Here is a 16,078-nt window from a genome sequence, read left to right as displayed (position 1 = left end):
GATGACCTTCAACCCGCCGACGAGCGCGGAAGTTTCTCAGCTACCTATTCGGCAGTGAACGTGAGCGGCGCGTTCATCCTGGTGACCCTGCATTTCTCAGCTACCTATTCGGCAGTGAACCCAGGTGTTCACTGTTTCGGCCGGCGCTGTGTTTTCTCAGCTACCTATTCGGCAGTGAACGCAGCGCGCAGCTTCCCATGATAGCCCGGCTTTTTCTCAGCTACCTATTCGGCAGTGAACGCCGTTGGCGCCTCCCACTCGTCAGGGTCCGTTTTCTCAGCTACCTATTCGGCAGTGAACGGTATGCGTAGCTGGAACGGCTCCACCGGATCATTTCTCAGCTACCTATTCGGCAGTGAACGACTTCCAGGGCAAAGGCTTCTACGAGCGCGATTTCTCAGCTACCTATTCGGCAGTGAACTGGAGGCTGCGAAGTGGGTTGCGCCGTTCAATTTTCTCAGCTACCTATTCGGCAGTGAACAGCGCAGTGCCGGTGCGCACCGCCTCCAGCGCTTTCTCAGCTACCTATTCGGCAGTGAACGAAACTTGGCGCACCAGCCGGTCAGCAATCGTTTTCTCAGCTACCTATTCGGCAGTGAACACGACGACCGCGGATGAATCGGCGTACAACGGTTTTCTCAGCTACCTATTCGGCAGTGAACGGCGCGTGGCGCCGTCGCAGGTCCGCCGCGAATTTCTCAGCTACCTATTCGGCAGTGAACGGCACGCCGCTCGCCGTTTACGCCGCCGCGATTTTCTCAGCTACCTATTCGGCAGTGAACGACGAATACCGGGCCTTCCTGGCCGAGATGAATTTCTCAGCTACCTATTCGGCAGTGAACGTGGTTCCCTGCGTCTTGGTGTCAGAAGTGGATTTTCTCAGCTACCTATTCGGCAGTGAACTCTTTGTGAATCGCGCCGTGGCCGGCTGCTCTTTTCTCAGCTACCTATTCGGCAGTGAACGGTCGGGTGTATTGACCATGAGAATCAAGGGATTTCTCAGCTACCTATTCGGCAGTGAACAGTTGGTCATGTTTTAGGTTCTTCGGTGTGTTTTTCTCAGCTACCTATTCGGCAGTGAACCGTCGCTGGAGCATTAACAAAACAACCCGGCTTTTCTCAGCTACCTATTCGGCAGTGAACGCCGGATTCACAAACCGCAAGCCACAGCACAATTTCTCAGCTACCTATTCGGCAGTGAACAGGTCATTGAGGACCACCAGCGCGGCGCCACATTTCTCAGCTACCTATTCGGCAGTGAACTGTCCGTGGACATGCGGAACCGGCCGCACCAGTTTCTCAGCTACCTATTCGGCAGTGAACCTCGGTGCGGCGGTCGCCGAAAACCACGTCAGTTTCTCAGCTACCTATTCGGCAGTGAACACGGCGAGGAAGCCGTCTACATCGGCAAGGCCTTTCTCAGCTACCTATTCGGCAGTGAACGGTGGGCGGGATCTGCAGGATGGGCGTGGACATTTCTCAGCTACCTATTCGGCAGTGAACGGCCTCATGGCCGCCTGCGGCATCGCGCCTGATTTCTCAGCTACCTATTCGGCAGTGAACCAGCACTTCCACGGCTTCACGGTGGACGTGAATTTCTCAGCTACCTATTCGGCAGTGAACGTTCTGCGATATTCAAATTAGCCCTCTGTATGTTTCTCAGCTACCTATTCGGCAGTGAACCTCACCGCCATCTCGGAACAGACCAACGCCGTTTTCTCAGCTACCTATTCGGCAGTGAACCGAATCCACTATTGTTGCTGCCGGTGCCGGTTTTTCTCAGCTACCTATTCGGCAGTGAACGAGTGAGCACAGCCATTTAGCTGCAGTCCCCATTTCTCAGCTACCTATTCGGCAGTGAACGAAGCCGCGCAGGTGCAGACGCGCGCGTACTTTTTCTCAGCTACCTATTCGGCAGTGAACATGCCGGCTAATCGGAGGTCCCTTTTACCGGGTTTCTCAGCTACCTATTCGGCAGTGAACCTTGGCTGCGCGCCGACTGCGGATTGAGCTTTTTTCTCAGCTACCTATTCGGCAGTGAACCGCGTTATGTACGACGGGTTTAGCGCGCTGAATTTCTCAGCTACCTATTCGGCAGTGAACGTTGCCCCTGCAACAACCGCAGCCGCCCGCGAGTTTCTCAGCTACCTATTCGGCAGTGAACATTTCGTCGCGCGCCGCCAAAGTGGCTGCGCGTTTTCTCAGCTACCTATTCGGCAGTGAACAAGGAGCGGCTGCTGGCCCTGCTGCGCGAGAATTTCTCAGCTACCTATTCGGCAGTGAACAACCCTGCGTGGTGTTCAGCAGCTTGCGGATATTTTCTCAGCTACCTATTCGGCAGTGAACTTACTTCGAGGACCGGGCCGGAAACGTTGCCTTTTCTCAGCTACCTATTCGGCAGTGAACCTGTAGCGGTAGCCGTAGGCTGCCTACGCCTATTTCTCAGCTACCTATTCGGCAGTGAACGCGGTGCCGGTGCTCGCGCAGGCCGCAGCAGTTTTCTCAGCTACCTATTCGGCAGTGAACAGCGTGGCATACGTGCCCCCGCTGGCGTACTCTTTCTCAGCTACCTATTCGGCAGTGAACAGCAGCGGCAGCCACAACCACAGCGCGACGGCTTTCTCAGCTACCTATTCGGCAGTGAACTTCGATGATGGTCGTGCCGTCGATGCGCAGCTTTTCTCAGCTACCTATTCGGCAGTGAACGTTGAGGATCGCGTTGAAGCCGTCGTTCGACATTTCTCAGCTACCTATTCGGCAGTGAACATTCGCCGACGTATGACCAGATCATTTTCGAGCTTTCTCAGCTACCTATTCGGCAGTGAACGCCGCGATGGCTTGCGGGTCGCGCGTGGCGTATTTCTCAGCTACCTATTCGGCAGTGAACACCGGCAAAGCCAACGGCCGCCCCTTTTACATTTTCTCAGCTACCTATTCGGCAGTGAACGGTTTTCACCTTGACCGTGGCGCCATCGAACATTTCTCAGCTACCTATTCGGCAGTGAACAGCCTCAAATCCGCATGCGTAATGCGCTGAAATTTCTCAGCTACCTATTCGGCAGTGAACGCCGGGCCGGCACCGGCCAGGGCATCCACCCATTTCTCAGCTACCTATTCGGCAGTGAACGCCGCGTACTCCTTCAGCAGCGCGCCGATGTTTTTCTCAGCTACCTATTCGGCAGTGAACGCGCTCCAGGGAGGCCCCGCCCAGCTCTTCCAGTTTCTCAGCTACCTATTCGGCAGTGAACGAGATGAAGAAGGCTGCGGCCAAGCGCACCGTTTTCTCAGCTACCTATTCGGCAGTGACCCGCGTGCTCTGGCGCTCCGAAGGGTATGCGATTTTCTCAGCTACCTATTCGGCAGTGAACCTGGCCATGAACAGCACACCGCGCGGCCCCATTTTCTCAGCTACCTATTCGGCAGTGAACATGCCGGCCGCCGACGCCATCAAGGCGCTGGATTTCTCAGCTACCTATTCGGCAGTGAACCATCGTGTCCTCGCGCTGCACTTCCGTGTCCGTTTCTCAGCTACCTATTCGGCAGTGAACGCCGAACTGCGCGTGCGTGCGCTGTCCACCGATTTCTCAGCTACCTATTCGGCAGTGAACACTACCGGGCCGGCTTCCCCGGCGAGGGCAAGTTTCTCAGCTACCTATTCGGCAGTGAACGTTCCGCAAACGAAGGCAGCCGCTGCCGTGCTTTTCTCAGCTACCTATTCGGCAGTGAACTCGCGCACGAGGCTGCGCGCGTCGCGCAGCAATTTCTCAGCTACCTATTCGGCAGTGAACCACGATCCGCCTGCTCAAGCACGCTTTCGAAATTTCTCAGCTACCTATTCGGCAGTGAACGTGATGCGCGAGCTGGACGGCATGGCATGGGTTTTCTCAGCTACCTATTCGGCAGTGAACCGTCATCGCGGCGCCGGCCGGTCCGGCGGGTTTTTCTCAGCTACCTATTCGGCAGTGAACGCGCAGGAGGCGCGCGCCTACTACGAGCAGATTTTCTCAGCTACCTATTCGGCAGTGAACGTTCCTGTTGTCAGAGAACGGCAGTAATCGGTTTTCTCAGCTACCTATTCGGCAGTGAACTGGCGCGCCTGAAGCGCGTGGCAAAGGTCGCTTTTCTCAGCTACCTATTCGGCAGTGAACCTCCCGCGGACTCAGGCCGCCGCGCTCAGCCATTTCTCAGCTACCTATTCGGCAGTGAACATTGCGGCGCGGCGCTGCCGCATGGCCCGCATTTTCTCAGCTACCTATTCGGCAGTGAACCGCCGTCCACCGTGTAGAGCCACGCCGCGATTTTTCTCAGCTACCTATTCGGCAGTGAACGGAGCGCGCGGCCCTTACGCCGGCCGCCGCCATTTCTCAGCTACCTATTCGGCAGTGAACCCACCTGGAGGGACAGGACCTGCTGCCCAACTTTTCTCAGCTACCTATTCGGCAGTGAACTCCGTGAGAGAGCGGGCGGGCTGCGCCGCCGTTTTCTCAGCTACCTATTCGGCAGTGAACAGCGCATCCTGGACTGACGCAGAGCACGCCATTTTCTCAGCTACCTATTCGGCAGTGAACGGCTGCGCCGCTGCTGGAGCGGCGCCGGCCAGTTTCTCAGCTACCTATTCGGCAGTGAACGCGCGCGGCGTCCGGGTCTTTCGTGACGAACTTTTCTCAGCTACCTATTCGGCAGTGAACGCCTCGCGCGGAACGCCGACCACGTACAGCCATTTCTCAGCTACCTATTCGGCAGTGAACGAGGCGGGCACCGTGGCCCAGCTTGACCTGCTTTTCTCAGCTACCTATTCGGCAGTGAACGTATTGGGCACTGTTATAGGAACATGGATTGATTTCTCAGCTACCTATTCGGCAGTGAACGTGAGCTGCTCGGCGGCCTCCATCGCGGCGGTTTTCTCAGCTACCTATTCGGCAGTGAACAGCTGTTCACGCAGATGGAGCGCGAGAACCGATTTCTCAGCTACCTATTCGGCAGTGAACGCAACTGAGCCAGACCCGAACTATGTGGAGTTTTTCTCAGCTACCTATTCGGCAGTGAACTGCGACGACCGGCTTGGCCAGCGGCTCGCTTTTTTCTCAGCTACCTATTCGGCAGTGAACGCCCTGGAGCAGCCGGCCAATCCCCCCGTGCTTTTCTCAGCTACCTATTCGGCAGTGAACGGACAGCCTGGCTTCAGAAATCCTCGGCTGCATTTCTCAGCTACCTATTCGGCAGTGAACGCGCAGACACCACGACGTGATGCCGTTATCTTTTTCTCAGCTACCTATTCGGCAGTGAACGCCGACGGCGGGATGCTCGGCGCGCTCAGCGTTTTCTCAGCTACCTATTCGGCAGTGAACATTCCCATCGCCGAACGTCATCCAGTTTCGCTTTTCTCAGCTACCTATTCGGCAGTGAACCGCGGCGCAGCGCGCGAACGGCTTGAGCAGGTTTTCTCAGCTACCTATTCGGCAGTGAACGCGCAAAGCTGGCGGTTCTGCAGTCCGCTGGTTTTCTCAGCTACCTATTCGGCAGTGAACTCGTCGACCCCGGCGCAACCGCGAACGCAAAGTTTCTCAGCTACCTATTCGGCAGTGAACGGACACGCAGTTGAACAGGATGCCGTTGTAGTTTTCTCAGCTACCTATTCGGCAGTGAACGAGGCCGGCCGCGTCATCAATGCGCGCGTGGTTTTCTCAGCTACCTATTCGGCAGTGAACTCTTTCTGCAGTTGCAGATGGATCACGACGGTTTTCTCAGCTACCTATTCGGCAGTGAACAAGCCGCCTTCCATTCTAAGTGCTTGTTGTTAAAGAGCTTTCCGCCTTTTCAGCCCGTCGGACCCTTTTGGCGCAGCGGCGCGCAAGTGCCTGATGGATCAAGCACTTGCGCGCGCCTTGGAAAAAAGGGTCAAAAAAGGGTGGGCCGGGTCAGAAATGCGGCACGGTGGCCGTGGTGCTGAGGCCATAGGCATTGAAGCTGCCGGCCTGCGCTTCGGACTGCAGCGGGCCCTGGCGCAGAAACAGCCGGAAGCTTTGGCCCGTGCTCGCGCTGCTGAGCGTCACGAACGGCAGCCGCAGTTGCTCGGCCACACTGTCCGGTATGCGCTGCAGCGCCTGCGCCTCGTCCAGACCGTGGCGCTTCATCAGCCGCCGGCGCAGCCGCGCCGGGTTGCTGTGCGCCTGCACCCGGCGCAGCGTGCGGTGGCCTGCGCCGGACGGCACGGCGGCCATGGCCGCCACCGCGCAGTGGTCGCGCATGCCCTTGAGCCAGCTTTGCTCCATCAGCCGCGACAACTCGCCTTCCGGGCCCAGCAGGCGCAGCCGCTCGCCCAGCGTCGGCGCGCGCTCGTCGTACCCGGGAAAGCTCACCGCGACTGCCGTGTGCCTACCCTGCGACAGCGCGCGGTGCAGCTTGGCGTAAAGCGCGGCCATGAGCTGATGCGGCGGGAACTCCGGGTCCGGCAGGAGCTGGATGTCGATGTGGTGCAGCAGCATCGCGCCGCCCTCACTCCGCATCGCCAAAGACGCCGCCGCGGATGAGCGTGGCCATCACGAAATGCTGCTGCGGCACGTCCGGCGCCTTGTCCTTGAGCACCCAGGCGTCGAGCAGGTTGTAGAAGTCCAGCTTCTTCTGCGGCTGGCGGCAGGCCTTGCCCAGCGTCGTCACAGAGCCGTAGGGCTCCACGGCGATGGGGCCCAGCAGCTCAGCCTCGGGGTGCCAGGTGTCTATGGTGCGCAGCGCGTTGCCGACCTTCTGCGAATGCACGCCCGCCACGTCGCCCACGGTGTAGAGCGTCTTGCTCTTCTTGCTGTTGTCGCGGTCCAGGATCAGCTCCTGCGAAGGGAACACCTCCTGCCCCGCCCCCACGCGCACGAAGGCAGTGATGCCCAGCAGCACGTGGCTGTCGCCGGACAAGCCCTTGGCGATGAGCTGCGCCACCTCCTCCAGCGCAGGCGCGACCTCGCCCGGCGCATCGAAGTGGCGCAGAGACAGCGCCAGCGCGTCAAAGCTCCAGCGCCGCGCGGCCACGCCTTCCACCAGATGCTCCACGCGCACATCCACCTGCTCGGCGCCGGTGCGGTTGCGCCACAGGAAGCGGCCGTTGGCGAGGTTGAAGGCGTAGCGCCGCGCCAGCTCCGCGAAGCCGTGGGCCTGCACGTAGCCGGCCACGGTCTGGCGCAGCTTGGCTTGGTAAGCGGCGTTGTTGCAGGCGGAGGGCGTGCCCGCCCCCTGCAGCACGCGCAGCGTGAAAGCCACGCGCAGCGTGTCGCAGTCGGCGGGCAGCGTGGCGACGTCCACGGTCTGCAGGTTGGGCTTCTCGATCTGGGCGTCGAGCTTGGCCGGGTCCTGGTCCTTGGTCTTCAGGCGGTTGGAAATCGTGCCGCGCACGGACTTCTCGCGCACCGGCACGGGTGCCCAGGCTTTGGCAGCGTCGCGCGACTCCCAGCGGCCGGCGCTGAAGAGGGCGTCCGAGGGGTCGAGCTTGCGTTCGAAGGCGAGGACGGAGGCGGTCTTGAGCTCGGCGTCAGCGGTCTTGGTGGCCATGGTCAAAGGTTCCTAACGAAATCGGGGTTTTCAGAGAACTTCTTGGGCGGGAACTGCAGGGGAGGAAGGCGGCGCGTAGCCGTTAGAACAGCGGTAGAGGTCCGGCGAGTCCTCGTGGGCGGGGACGTACCAGAACAGGTCTTCAAAGCGGTTGAGGCGGTGCGGGCTGATCCACTGGCCCATGCCGTACACGCCTTCGACGAAGCGCACGGGCGTGGCGGCGTCGCGCGCACCGGCCACGGTGCCGGCCGGATGCAAGGCCGACAGGGCCGCGAAGCCAACGGGAATGGGCACCAGCCAGCCTTCGCGGCTGTCGTTGCGCCACTCGACGTGCTCCTGCTCGCTGCCGTCCGGGCGCGTGCGCTTGTCCACGACGGCACGGGTGGTGAGGCGGGAGAGGTCCAGCCAGGCGTCCAGCGGCGTGGCGTCCACGTCGGCTTGGCGCAGTGCCTGCAGCCGTGCGGCCAGCAGGTCGTCGCGAGAGACGAGGGCAAAGCCGGGCAGGCAGCGGCGCATGAGGCGGCGGAACTGTTTACCGGCCTCCTCCGACCCTTCCTCGGCCAGCAGGTCCAGCAGCGGCGGCGCGGCGCGGCGTCCGCCAGGCAGGGCCGGCATGACGCTGCCGCCGGCGATGCGCATGCCCTGCACGGTGTGGGCGATGCGCTCGGCCAGCGCCTTGCGTTCGGCTGCGGCGTCCTGCAACGCGGCGGGGCCGGCGATGTCCACGTCGAACACCAGCGTCACATCCAGGTGGGCGCGGCCTTCTTCCACGATGGCCGCGGTGCCGCCGTCGGCCTTGATGGGATTGCGCGTGAGCCGGAAGCTGCGCGTGAAGCCACCGGTGGTGACCTGGGGGTCGAAGCCGTGGCAGACCACGCCGATGCCCTCGAAGCGCACGCCGGCATCCCGGCCCAGGCGCCGGGCCAGCGCGGTCATGGCACCGAGAAAGGCGGTCATGGCCGGGAAGCCCCAGGTCAGCGGGCTGGAGATGGCGTTGGCGTTCTGTATGCGCAGCCGCGGCAGCAACAGCACGGCGCGGCGCCAGTCGTCGGCGGTGGGCAAGTCGTGCTCACTCATAGGACACCTCCAGGTCGTAGGCGCGTATTTCCTCCAGCACGGTGTCGCGCCATTCCTTGAACTCCGGGTCGGCGAAGTCGAGCTTTACGCGCAGTTGCTCGTTGAGCCAGTTGGCGAAGCCGGCGGCGATGCGCCCGGACACGTCGTCCGTGAACAGGCGTTCCTCTTGCGGCACGCCCAGCGGGTCCAGCCAGCACCGCTCGGCATCGCTGAGGCGGCAGTCGGCGTCCTGGCTCCAGCCCTCGGCCAGGTCGCGCAGCTCGGCGGTGAAGTGGATGAACTCCTCCACCAGGGCGTTCACGAGCTTGGCGCGGTGCTGGCGCGTTTCGACGACGCGGGCCGGGTCGGTTTCCAGGTAGCCGCGCAGCAGCGGCACGAGGCGGCGCACCTGATCGCGGTAGCCGAACACCTTGAACAGCGTGGCCACGCGCAGCAGCGGGCGCACGGGCTCGCTGTGCCAGGTGGGGGGCAGCGAGGCGAGGAGCGGACTGTTGCCGCGGTGCTCGGTATTGAGTTGCCCGATTACTTGCGGTTTGGTTCCACCAAGTTTTCGAATTGCCAAATCGGGGTAGTCGTGTATCGGCTGCTCCACAAAGCGCCGTTCGCGACGCGCTGCCCTTGCAACTTTCGCTGCTTCACCAAAACGGTCTTGCTCGAGCTGCAAGTACAGGTGATGAACCAGCGAAGTTGGGTATAGCGGCGCCAGCAAATGAAAAGAGGCATCGCTAAATGGGTCATCGCCGATGAGCCAATAAATCTGTTTGGCCGTTGTATGACTGGCCGTGCGTCCCCGCGGCTCACCAAGACTGGCAAAAGCAGAAATCAGGGATTCCGCCGCGTTTTGGTCGTCAGACAGGACAGCCGAAAAATCTGCATCCCGTTCCTGCGCCAACTGCAGAAGCGTTTTCCCATCGCACTCCAACTTCAGGAACTTGTAGACGTCGAGTGAACCTGCATTGCCCACCACGTCCAGCTCACAGTTGTCTGGTAAGCAATGACTTCCAGCGAAAGGGATAGAAGGTAACGACGAAGGACGAACCAGCAGATTCGTTCCCCTTGCGTCCGGATGCATCGGCTTAAGCGAATGCGTCACCGCTTGCAGTTGCAAGACGCGCCGCGCCGCGTCGGGGAGCCAGGTGCCGGGCTGGTACTGCTGGCGCAGCTCGGCACGCTTGGGATCGTTGTCAGACAGTTTTTCGAGCTTGTCGCTCAGTCGCTCGGCCAGAAAGGCTGAGACGAGCGAAGCCAGCTCTGCCTGACGCGCTCGGTTTGGCGTTGGCATGGTTCCAGTTCATCAAGAAGCGGCGCAAAGCCGCGGAAGTTGTGCTTCGCCGCAACTTCTCGAAGCACTGGAGGTAAAGCCCAGTCAACTGTTCAGATAGTTTCGTCCTCAGCGAGTGATTGTTGAGTCCCTCGGCTCTATCAAACATGAGCCTTCGCAAACCCCAGGGCTGGATGAAACCTCCAGCCCTGGGCGTTCCTCGGCACGGTGACCTCGCCGAAGCGCAGAGCGCATTTGAAGAGGCTCAGGCCCCGCTCCTGCGCCAGCCGCTGCAGCTCCTCCAGGTAGTCCGTCACGCCCCAGGGCGCGATGCCGGGGCCCTGCACCTCTTCGTCCGGCACGCGCTTGTGATGAGCGCGGTCCACCTCCAGCCAGGGCTGCTCGCGGCCCTGGCGCTTGCGCTCATCGACCATTTCCACCAGCTCACAGTTGTCGCCGTCCTCGTTGGGCAGCAGGCGCAGCTCCACTTCCGGCGCGTCGCTGTCGTCGCGAAAGCGCTGCTGCTGCGGCAGCAAGGCGGTGGTGAGCGCGTCCTGCGGCGCTTCGCTCCACCAGCTCGCGGCGTTGAGCCGGCGATGCACCGACTGCGCCGAAGCCCGCACCCGCCGGCCAGCCGGCGCCGCGGCCGCTGGTTCGGCGCGCAGCACCTCGGCGGCCGTGCGCGCGTGCTCCAGGTCGGCCAGCCGCTGCTGCGGCTTGAGCGGCGGCGGCGCTTCGGCAATGCGCGGGCAGGCGTCCAGGCACTCCACGTCCAAGCCGTCCAGCAGCGGGCGCAGGTCGTGGCTGTCCAGGTGGAACAGGCCTTCGTCCCGCTCGTAGCCCGGCCGGCAGAAAGCGGCGCGGCCCGGCCGCTCGAAGTGCCGCAGGTTGTGCCTGAACACGTGCACGTTGGGCACGGCACAGGGCTCCAGACTGTGGCGCCGCACGCGGCCCAGCAACTGGATGAGCGAGCGCAGCGACGAGGGCTCCACCACGGCCCAGGAGTACGAGTGGTCCCGGCCGACTTCGGTCACGCTGGTGCCGAGCACGATGAAGAGGTGATCGGCCTCGGGGTGCCGGTCGATGCGCTCGCGCACGTCCGGCCGCGCGAACGCCTTCTTCGGGTCGTGGCGCTTGAGCGCCGTGTCGAGCTGATGCTCTATGGCCGAGCGCACCAGCAACGGAAACTGCGAGTGGTACACGCACAGGTGGATGCGCAGCCCCTGCGGCGCGCCCAACCGGTACAGCGCCAGCGCCACTTCGTACAGCGGCTCGATGTTGGCCATGCGCACCAGGCCAAAGCTCACGCGCTTGCCGCTGGCCGGGTCCACTTCGGCGTGGCGGCGGTGCAGCTCGCAGGCGGACTTGAGCACCGCCTGCGCAAAGCCCTCGTGCCGCGCCTTGTCGTTGCGGGCCTGGGCCAGTGGAAGATCGACCAGCTCCACGCGGCGCCGGTGCTTGGGCGGTCGCCGCGGTGGCGGTTGAAGTGCGCGCGGCCGTGGCGGTAGGCCTCGAACAGGCCCTGCACCAGCGACGGCGGCAGCGTCGCCGAGGACAGCAGCACGCGGCTGCCCAGCAGCCCCGCCCAGTGCACCAGCCGCGTGAGGGCGGGTAAATCCTCCAGGCCGAAATCGTCGGGCTCGTCCAGCACCAGGTCGCCGCTGAGCAGGCGCAGCATGGGGGCGATCTGGCGCCCGCCGCGCTGGCTCTCGGTCGCGGGCGTGAGGTGGTCGATGGTGCACACCAGCACCGGCGCCTCCAGCAGCCTGCGCGCCATGGGGTCCTTGAAGACGCGGCGCAGCAGCGGGTCGCCGTCGCGGCCTTCCTCGAAATCGACTTCGGCTTCCTCGTCCAGCAGCTCCTGCCGGGAGGCGGAGCCGGTCTTCTCGGCCTTGGCCTCGTAGTGCTCGAACAGCTCGCGGCTGGCGGCGCCACCCACGCGTATGGCCAGCTCGTCGTCGCCCAGGCCGAGCTTGGCGCGCATCTCGCGGCCGGTCTGCAGCGTGAGGGTGCGCAGCCCCATGGCGAAGGCGCAGCGCAGGCCCAGCACGGGGTCGGCCAGCGCGTGCATCACCCGTGCGTTGCCCAGCGTCTTGCCGCAGCCGGTGGAGGCCATGTTGACGATGAAGGCGCCCTGGCGGCGGCTGCGCTCGCGCAGCGTGGCGGCGAGGTCGGCGGCCTTGTCCTGCCAGCGGAAGCGCTCATCACTGGCGCGCTGGCGCAGCGCGCGGCACTTGCCCAGACGCGGCAAGGCCTGGGCGAAGCGCGGCAGGGCGTGGGCAATCTCGCGGCTGGCCTTGGCCACGCCGATGAGGTGCTCGTCCAGGGTCTGATTGGGGCTGCCGTCCCTGCAGGTGTTGGCCAGCAGCGAGCAGCCGGCCGGCACGGTCACGCGCTCGGCGTGCTTGCCTTCCAGGCTGGAGTAATGGTGGTCGGCCAGCATCAGGCTCAGCCGCGCCAGGTGCATGACATAGGGCTCGGCCAGCCACGCGTAGCCCGCGCCGCGGTCGGCGTGCTGCAGCCGGCACAGCAGCCGGCGGGCAATGCGCGCGGCCTGGCGCTGCCAGTGCGGCGTGGTGACGGGCAAGCCCTGCGGGAATGTCCAATACGCCTTGATGCGCCCGCGCTCTTCGCTTTGCGGCAGCTCGTTCCAGGTGGACTGGATCTGGGCCAGCACGTTCGCCAGCTCGCGGCTGGTGATGTTGTCGAGCTTGACGCCCAGCCAGGGGCGCTTGCCGGTTTCCGCATCCACGTTGCCGGGCATCACCGGCAGGCGGTGGTGCGTGACGACCAGCCAGCCCACGGCCTGCGCCAGCGGCCGGCCCGCGAGGCTGGCGAAGGGCGGCTTGGGCTCAGGCACCAGGCCGTCGCGCAGCTCGTTCTCGAAGTGCTCGGTGATCCAGGCATCGAGCCGGCCGGCGTCGGGGCCGCACAGGCGAGCGAGCCAGGTGGCGTCGTCGTCGTCGCCGACGAAGGCCTCGAAGAGGCGCAGCGACACCCACTCGTGGCGGTAGTCGTTGCGGCCCTCCCACTTGTTTTTCAGCCGCTCTTGAAACGCCAGGCAGGACTTGCCCAGGTCGTGCAGCAGCGCGGCCAGGGCGGACAGGAGGTCTATGTCCTCGCCGCTGTGCCAGTCGTTCTCGTCCTGGGTGCGCAGCACGTTGCTGCTGGTGGTGTTGGTGGGCACGGCGCCCTGGGCGTTGAAGCAGCGCGCGTCGCCCACGGTCCACAGCAGCTCGCTGTGGTCCAGCCCGCGTATCCAGTGGCAGGCCACGGCGGTGTTCTTGCGCGCGGTCTTGCGCAGCAGGCGGCGCAGCGTGTCCAGCCCTTCCTGCGTGATGGCGGTCTGCCAGGTGCGGTCGCCGCGGCGCTCGGCGAACTGGTCCAGGATGCGGCGCGTCTCGGTGAGCGCCTTTTTCTCGCACTGCGAGATGAGCAGGACGTTCATGCCCGGGCCCCCTGCTGCGCGGCGGCTGCGCTCTCGGCGGCCAGGGCCACGCGCTGTGCGGTGTCCTTGAGCACGTCGATCATGAAGTCCAGCGCCCCGCTGCGCGTGAGGGCCTCGATGCAGGCCTGGCGGAATTCCTGCTCGGTGTGGCCGCGCATGGCGGAGACGAAGGCCTGCGGGAGGATGACGGCGTCCTTCACCAGGTCGGCCACGTCGAACACCAGGCCGCCCTTGCGCGTCTTGCCGTGCAGCACGGCCAGCCCGTGCGGCAGGCCCAGCACCCAGGCAGCCGTGGCGCCCAGGCCGTAGGCGAGGTAGTTGCCGTGGTCCAGAAAGCCATTGGCGGCGTCCTGCCCCTCGCCGCGCTTGGCGCGAACGAACTCGCCGTGCCGCGTGGCCTGCGCCGCCAGGCGGTAGAGGTGCTTGGTCAGCCGCGCCTCCTCGGCGAGCAGCGAGGCGTTGTCGGCTGCGGCGTCCATGGCCGACAGCGAGGCGTCCAGCAGCGGCTGCAGCACGGCGGCCTCGACGCTGAAACCCTGGTCCTTGAGGTTGCGGCTGCCTGTCCAGTGCCGGGCCACGCGCTCCAGGCGGGCGCGCTGGAAAAGCTTGGCGGCGGCCAGGCGCCAGTGGTCGTCGAACCAGAAACGCACCCAGCGCTGCAGGTACTCGGTGGGCCGGTACTCGCTTTGCGCAGGCAGCCAGGCCACCTCCTGCTCAACTTCCGTGCTGGCGAACAGCGGCGTGCCGCCGCCACCGCAAAAGCCCAGCATCACGCCGGCCTTGGCCAGCTCGCGCACCGCCGCCTGCGTCACCGAGGTGCCCGTGCCCAGCAGCACGGTGGTGGTGTTGGCGATGGGAATGTTCCAGTACAGGGACTGCTTGCCCTTTTCCGTCACGTACTCCACGCGCCCACCGTTGACGAGCACGCGGCAGTGCTCCAGGTAATAGATGTTGGCGCGCTTGGAATGCAGGATCGTCTTCAGGTCGCCCGCTGCGATGTCATCCATTCTTGTCTGCCCCCTTTGCGGCGGCATGATGGACTCGCAGGTGGCTCGCTACGTGAGCCTGCGCAAGGTTTCAACGGATTCGGCGCAGCGGCTGCAGGGCGCCGGCGCGGGGAAGCCGATGACGGGCGGCGCCGGCCCGCCATCAGGCGCGTCAGGCGGCCTTACTTGTGCTCGTCATCCCCGCTGCCTTGCCGCGACGAAGTCTGGCGCGCGTCGCCGTCCTTGTCGTGGCTGCCCTGGCTCTGTTGGGCCTGCTCCTTCTCCTTTTCCTTCTTCTCGGCCTGGTGGTGGCCTATGGCGCAGCCGGCGGCGGCGCCCAGCACGCCGTGCTCGCCGGCCACGTGGCCGGCCACGCCGCCCACGGCCGCGCCCTTGATGCAGCCCTTGGCCTGCACCACGCCGGGCAGCGCCAGCGGGGCGATCAGCGCGGCAATGGCCAGCAGTCGGTGCGGGGTCTTCATGGCGGATCTCCTCATGCGAATCAATGGATGCCCCCACGGTAGCCCGCGCCGCGGCGGTGCGCCGTCGGCGCTTGCCGCCAACCGCTGTAGGACGGCTCCCATGCGCGGCGGGCCCGCGCACGGCAGCGTCCGCCGCGCCGGCCGCGCCCACTGCACCGGCCGCGCCGGCGGCTCAGGCGTCTTCGTCCACCGGGCGCTCCTTGCGCACCACGCCCAGCTTCAAGTCCAGCACGCCCAGGATGCGGTTCATGGTCTGCACGGTGCCGTCGCTGCGGCCCTGCTCGATGTCCTGCAGCGTGCGCGCCGACAGGCCCGCCATGCGCGCCAGCTCGTAGCTGGTCAGGCGCAACGTCTTCTTCAAATGCCGTACGGCGTCGCGCAGGCTCCACTCGGGGTGCGCCAGTACGTCCTCAACGGCCTGGCGACGCATTTCCCGTTGCTGCGACAACGACATCGGCGTGTAGCGCTTGTCCATGTTCTCGTGCCCCTCCCATGGGCGAACACGGGCCGTGCAAGGCTGTAAAGCGCTCGCGGCCCCTCCCCTGATTTCTCCAAACCCTCGATTCATGAAAGCACGGATAACCGGTCAAAACAAAGGCACGGTTTCGGGTGTTATTCACAGATTTCTGTGCAAATAGATTTTTTGATCTGCCTTCAAGAAACACTGACTCCCGCGCGGCGGCCGTCAGCCATCTGCGCGATGCTTGACGGGCTGTACAGGCCCGGCAGACGGGCCCGCTGACCCCAAGGAGACGACGCGATGACGCGCATGAACCCCTACGACACCGGACTGGACAAGAACGCGGCCAACTTCGTGGCGCTGTCGCCGCTGAGCTGGCTGGAGCGCTCGGCCCACGTGTATCCGCAGCGCGTTGCGCTGGTGCATGGCGCGCTGCGCCAGACCTGGGCCCAGACCTTCGAGCGCTGCCGCCGCCTGGCCAGCGCGCTGCAGTTGCGCGGCGTGGGCCGCGGCGACACGGTGGCGGCCATGCTGCCCAACGTGCCGGCGATGGTTGAGGCGCACTTCGGCGTGCCGGCCGCGGGCGCGGTGCTCAACACGCTCAACACGCGGCTGGATGCGGAGTCCATCGCCTTCATGCTCCAGCACGGCGAGGCCAAGGTGCTGCTGACCGACCGCGAGTTCGCTCCCGTCATCGGCAAGGCGCTGGAGCTGCTGGGCGGCCCGCGCCCGCTGGTGGTGGAGGTGGAGGACGCGCTGGCCCCGCCGGGGCAGCGCCTGGGCGAGATCACCTACGAGGAACTGCTGGCCGGCGGCGACCCGGCCGCA

Annotated in this window: 10 protein-coding genes and 1 CRISPR repeat array; of the genes, 1 reads left to right on the top strand and 9 read right to left on the bottom strand. The window is 64.4% G+C overall.

What is annotated here, in order from left to right; all coding sequences use genetic code 11:
* Positions 1-32 precede the first annotated feature (32 nt).
* A CRISPR array of direct repeats spans positions 33-5,768; the repeat unit is 28 nt; unit sequence TTTCTCAGCTACCTATTCGGCAGTGAAC.
* Positions 5,769-5,918: 150 nt separating this feature from the next.
* The 9 genes from cas6f to ALA01S_RS27030 form a co-directional block, all read right to left on the bottom strand.
* Positions 5,919-6,485, bottom strand: coding sequence for a type I-F CRISPR-associated endoribonuclease Cas6/Csy4 (cas6f, locus tag ALA01S_RS27065; RefSeq protein ID WP_218011537.1), 567 nt, complete (start codon positions 6,483-6,485; stop codon positions 5,919-5,921).
* Between the two features lie 10 nt (positions 6,486-6,495).
* Positions 6,496-7,536, bottom strand: a complete 1,041-nt coding sequence (gene csy3, locus ALA01S_RS27060) for a type I-F CRISPR-associated protein Csy3 (RefSeq protein WP_066342386.1) — start codon at positions 7,534-7,536, stop codon at positions 6,496-6,498.
* A gap of 30 nt (positions 7,537-7,566) precedes the next feature.
* Complete coding sequence (gene csy2, locus ALA01S_RS27055) at positions 7,567-8,613, bottom strand: type I-F CRISPR-associated protein Csy2 (RefSeq protein WP_066342385.1); 1,047 nt, start codon at positions 8,611-8,613, stop codon at positions 7,567-7,569.
* Positions 8,606-9,895 carry a type I-F CRISPR-associated protein Csy1 gene (csy1, locus tag ALA01S_RS32320; RefSeq protein ID WP_084267996.1) on the bottom strand — a complete coding sequence of 430 codons (1,290 nt, stop codon included), beginning with the start codon at positions 9,893-9,895 and terminating at the stop codon, positions 8,606-8,608. Before csy1 ends, csy2 begins: the two co-directional genes overlap by 8 nt.
* Before the next feature lie 140 nt (positions 9,896-10,035).
* Entirely contained in the window at positions 10,036-11,160 is a 1,125-nt protein-coding gene (locus ALA01S_RS35515) for a hypothetical protein (RefSeq protein ID WP_373863013.1), read from the bottom strand.
* 17 nt (positions 11,161-11,177) lie between these two features.
* On the bottom strand, positions 11,178-13,322 hold the full coding sequence (cas3f, locus tag ALA01S_RS27045; RefSeq protein WP_238455971.1) for a type I-F CRISPR-associated helicase Cas3f: 2,145 nt from the start codon (positions 13,320-13,322) through the stop codon (positions 11,178-11,180).
* Entirely contained in the window at positions 13,319-14,329 is a 1,011-nt protein-coding gene (gene cas1f, locus ALA01S_RS27040; protein WP_066342383.1) for a type I-F CRISPR-associated endonuclease Cas1f, read from the bottom strand. The genes cas3f and cas1f overlap by 4 nt, the downstream gene beginning before the upstream one ends.
* A gap of 161 nt (positions 14,330-14,490) precedes the next feature.
* Positions 14,491-14,790, bottom strand: coding sequence for a hypothetical protein (locus ALA01S_RS27035; RefSeq protein ID WP_084267995.1), 300 nt, complete (start codon positions 14,788-14,790; stop codon positions 14,491-14,493).
* A gap of 172 nt (positions 14,791-14,962) precedes the next feature.
* Entirely contained in the window at positions 14,963-15,265 is a 303-nt protein-coding gene (locus ALA01S_RS27030) for a helix-turn-helix domain-containing protein (RefSeq protein WP_066342382.1), read from the bottom strand.
* A 285-nt stretch (positions 15,266-15,550) separates the two neighbouring features.
* On the opposite strand from ALA01S_RS27030, the gene ALA01S_RS27025 reads away from it, so the two are divergent.
* Positions 15,551-16,078 (top strand): AMP-binding protein (locus ALA01S_RS27025; protein WP_157119314.1); only part of this gene is annotated, 528 nt, incomplete at its 3' end.

The sequence above is a fragment of the Azohydromonas lata NBRC 102462 genome (assembly GCF_001571085.1).
GTDB lineage: Bacteria > Pseudomonadota > Gammaproteobacteria > Burkholderiales > Burkholderiaceae_C > Azohydromonas > Azohydromonas lata.
Note: the sequence above shows the minus strand (reverse complement) of the source record. Positions and strands in the feature narration are given on the sequence as shown.

Bases quoted from the DNA above. Each gene is read 5' to 3' on its own strand.
- ALA01S_RS27035 (WP_084267995.1), bottom strand. From the start codon at position 14,790: ATGAAGACCCCGCACCGACTGCTGGCCATTGCCGCGCTGATCGCCCCG.
- ALA01S_RS27030 (WP_066342382.1), bottom strand. From the start codon at position 15,265: ATGGACAAGCGCTACACGCCGATGTCGTTGTCGCAGCAACGGGAAATG.
- csy1 (WP_084267996.1), bottom strand. From the start codon at position 9,895: ATGCCAACGCCAAACCGAGCGCGTCAGGCAGAGCTGGCTTCGCTCGTC.
- cas1f (WP_066342383.1), bottom strand. From the start codon at position 14,329: ATGGATGACATCGCAGCGGGCGACCTGAAGACGATCCTGCATTCCAAG.
- cas6f (WP_218011537.1), bottom strand. From the start codon at position 6,485: ATGCTGCTGCACCACATCGACATCCAGCTCCTGCCGGACCCGGAGTTC.
- cas3f (WP_238455971.1), bottom strand. From the start codon at position 13,322: ATGAACGTCCTGCTCATCTCGCAGTGCGAGAAAAAGGCGCTCACCGAG.
- csy3 (WP_066342386.1), bottom strand. From the start codon at position 7,536: ATGGCCACCAAGACCGCTGACGCCGAGCTCAAGACCGCCTCCGTCCTC.
- csy2 (WP_066342385.1), bottom strand. From the start codon at position 8,613: ATGAGTGAGCACGACTTGCCCACCGCCGACGACTGGCGCCGCGCCGTG.
- ALA01S_RS35515 (WP_373863013.1), bottom strand. From the start codon at position 11,160: ATGGCCAACATCGAGCCGCTGTACGAAGTGGCGCTGGCGCTGTACCGG.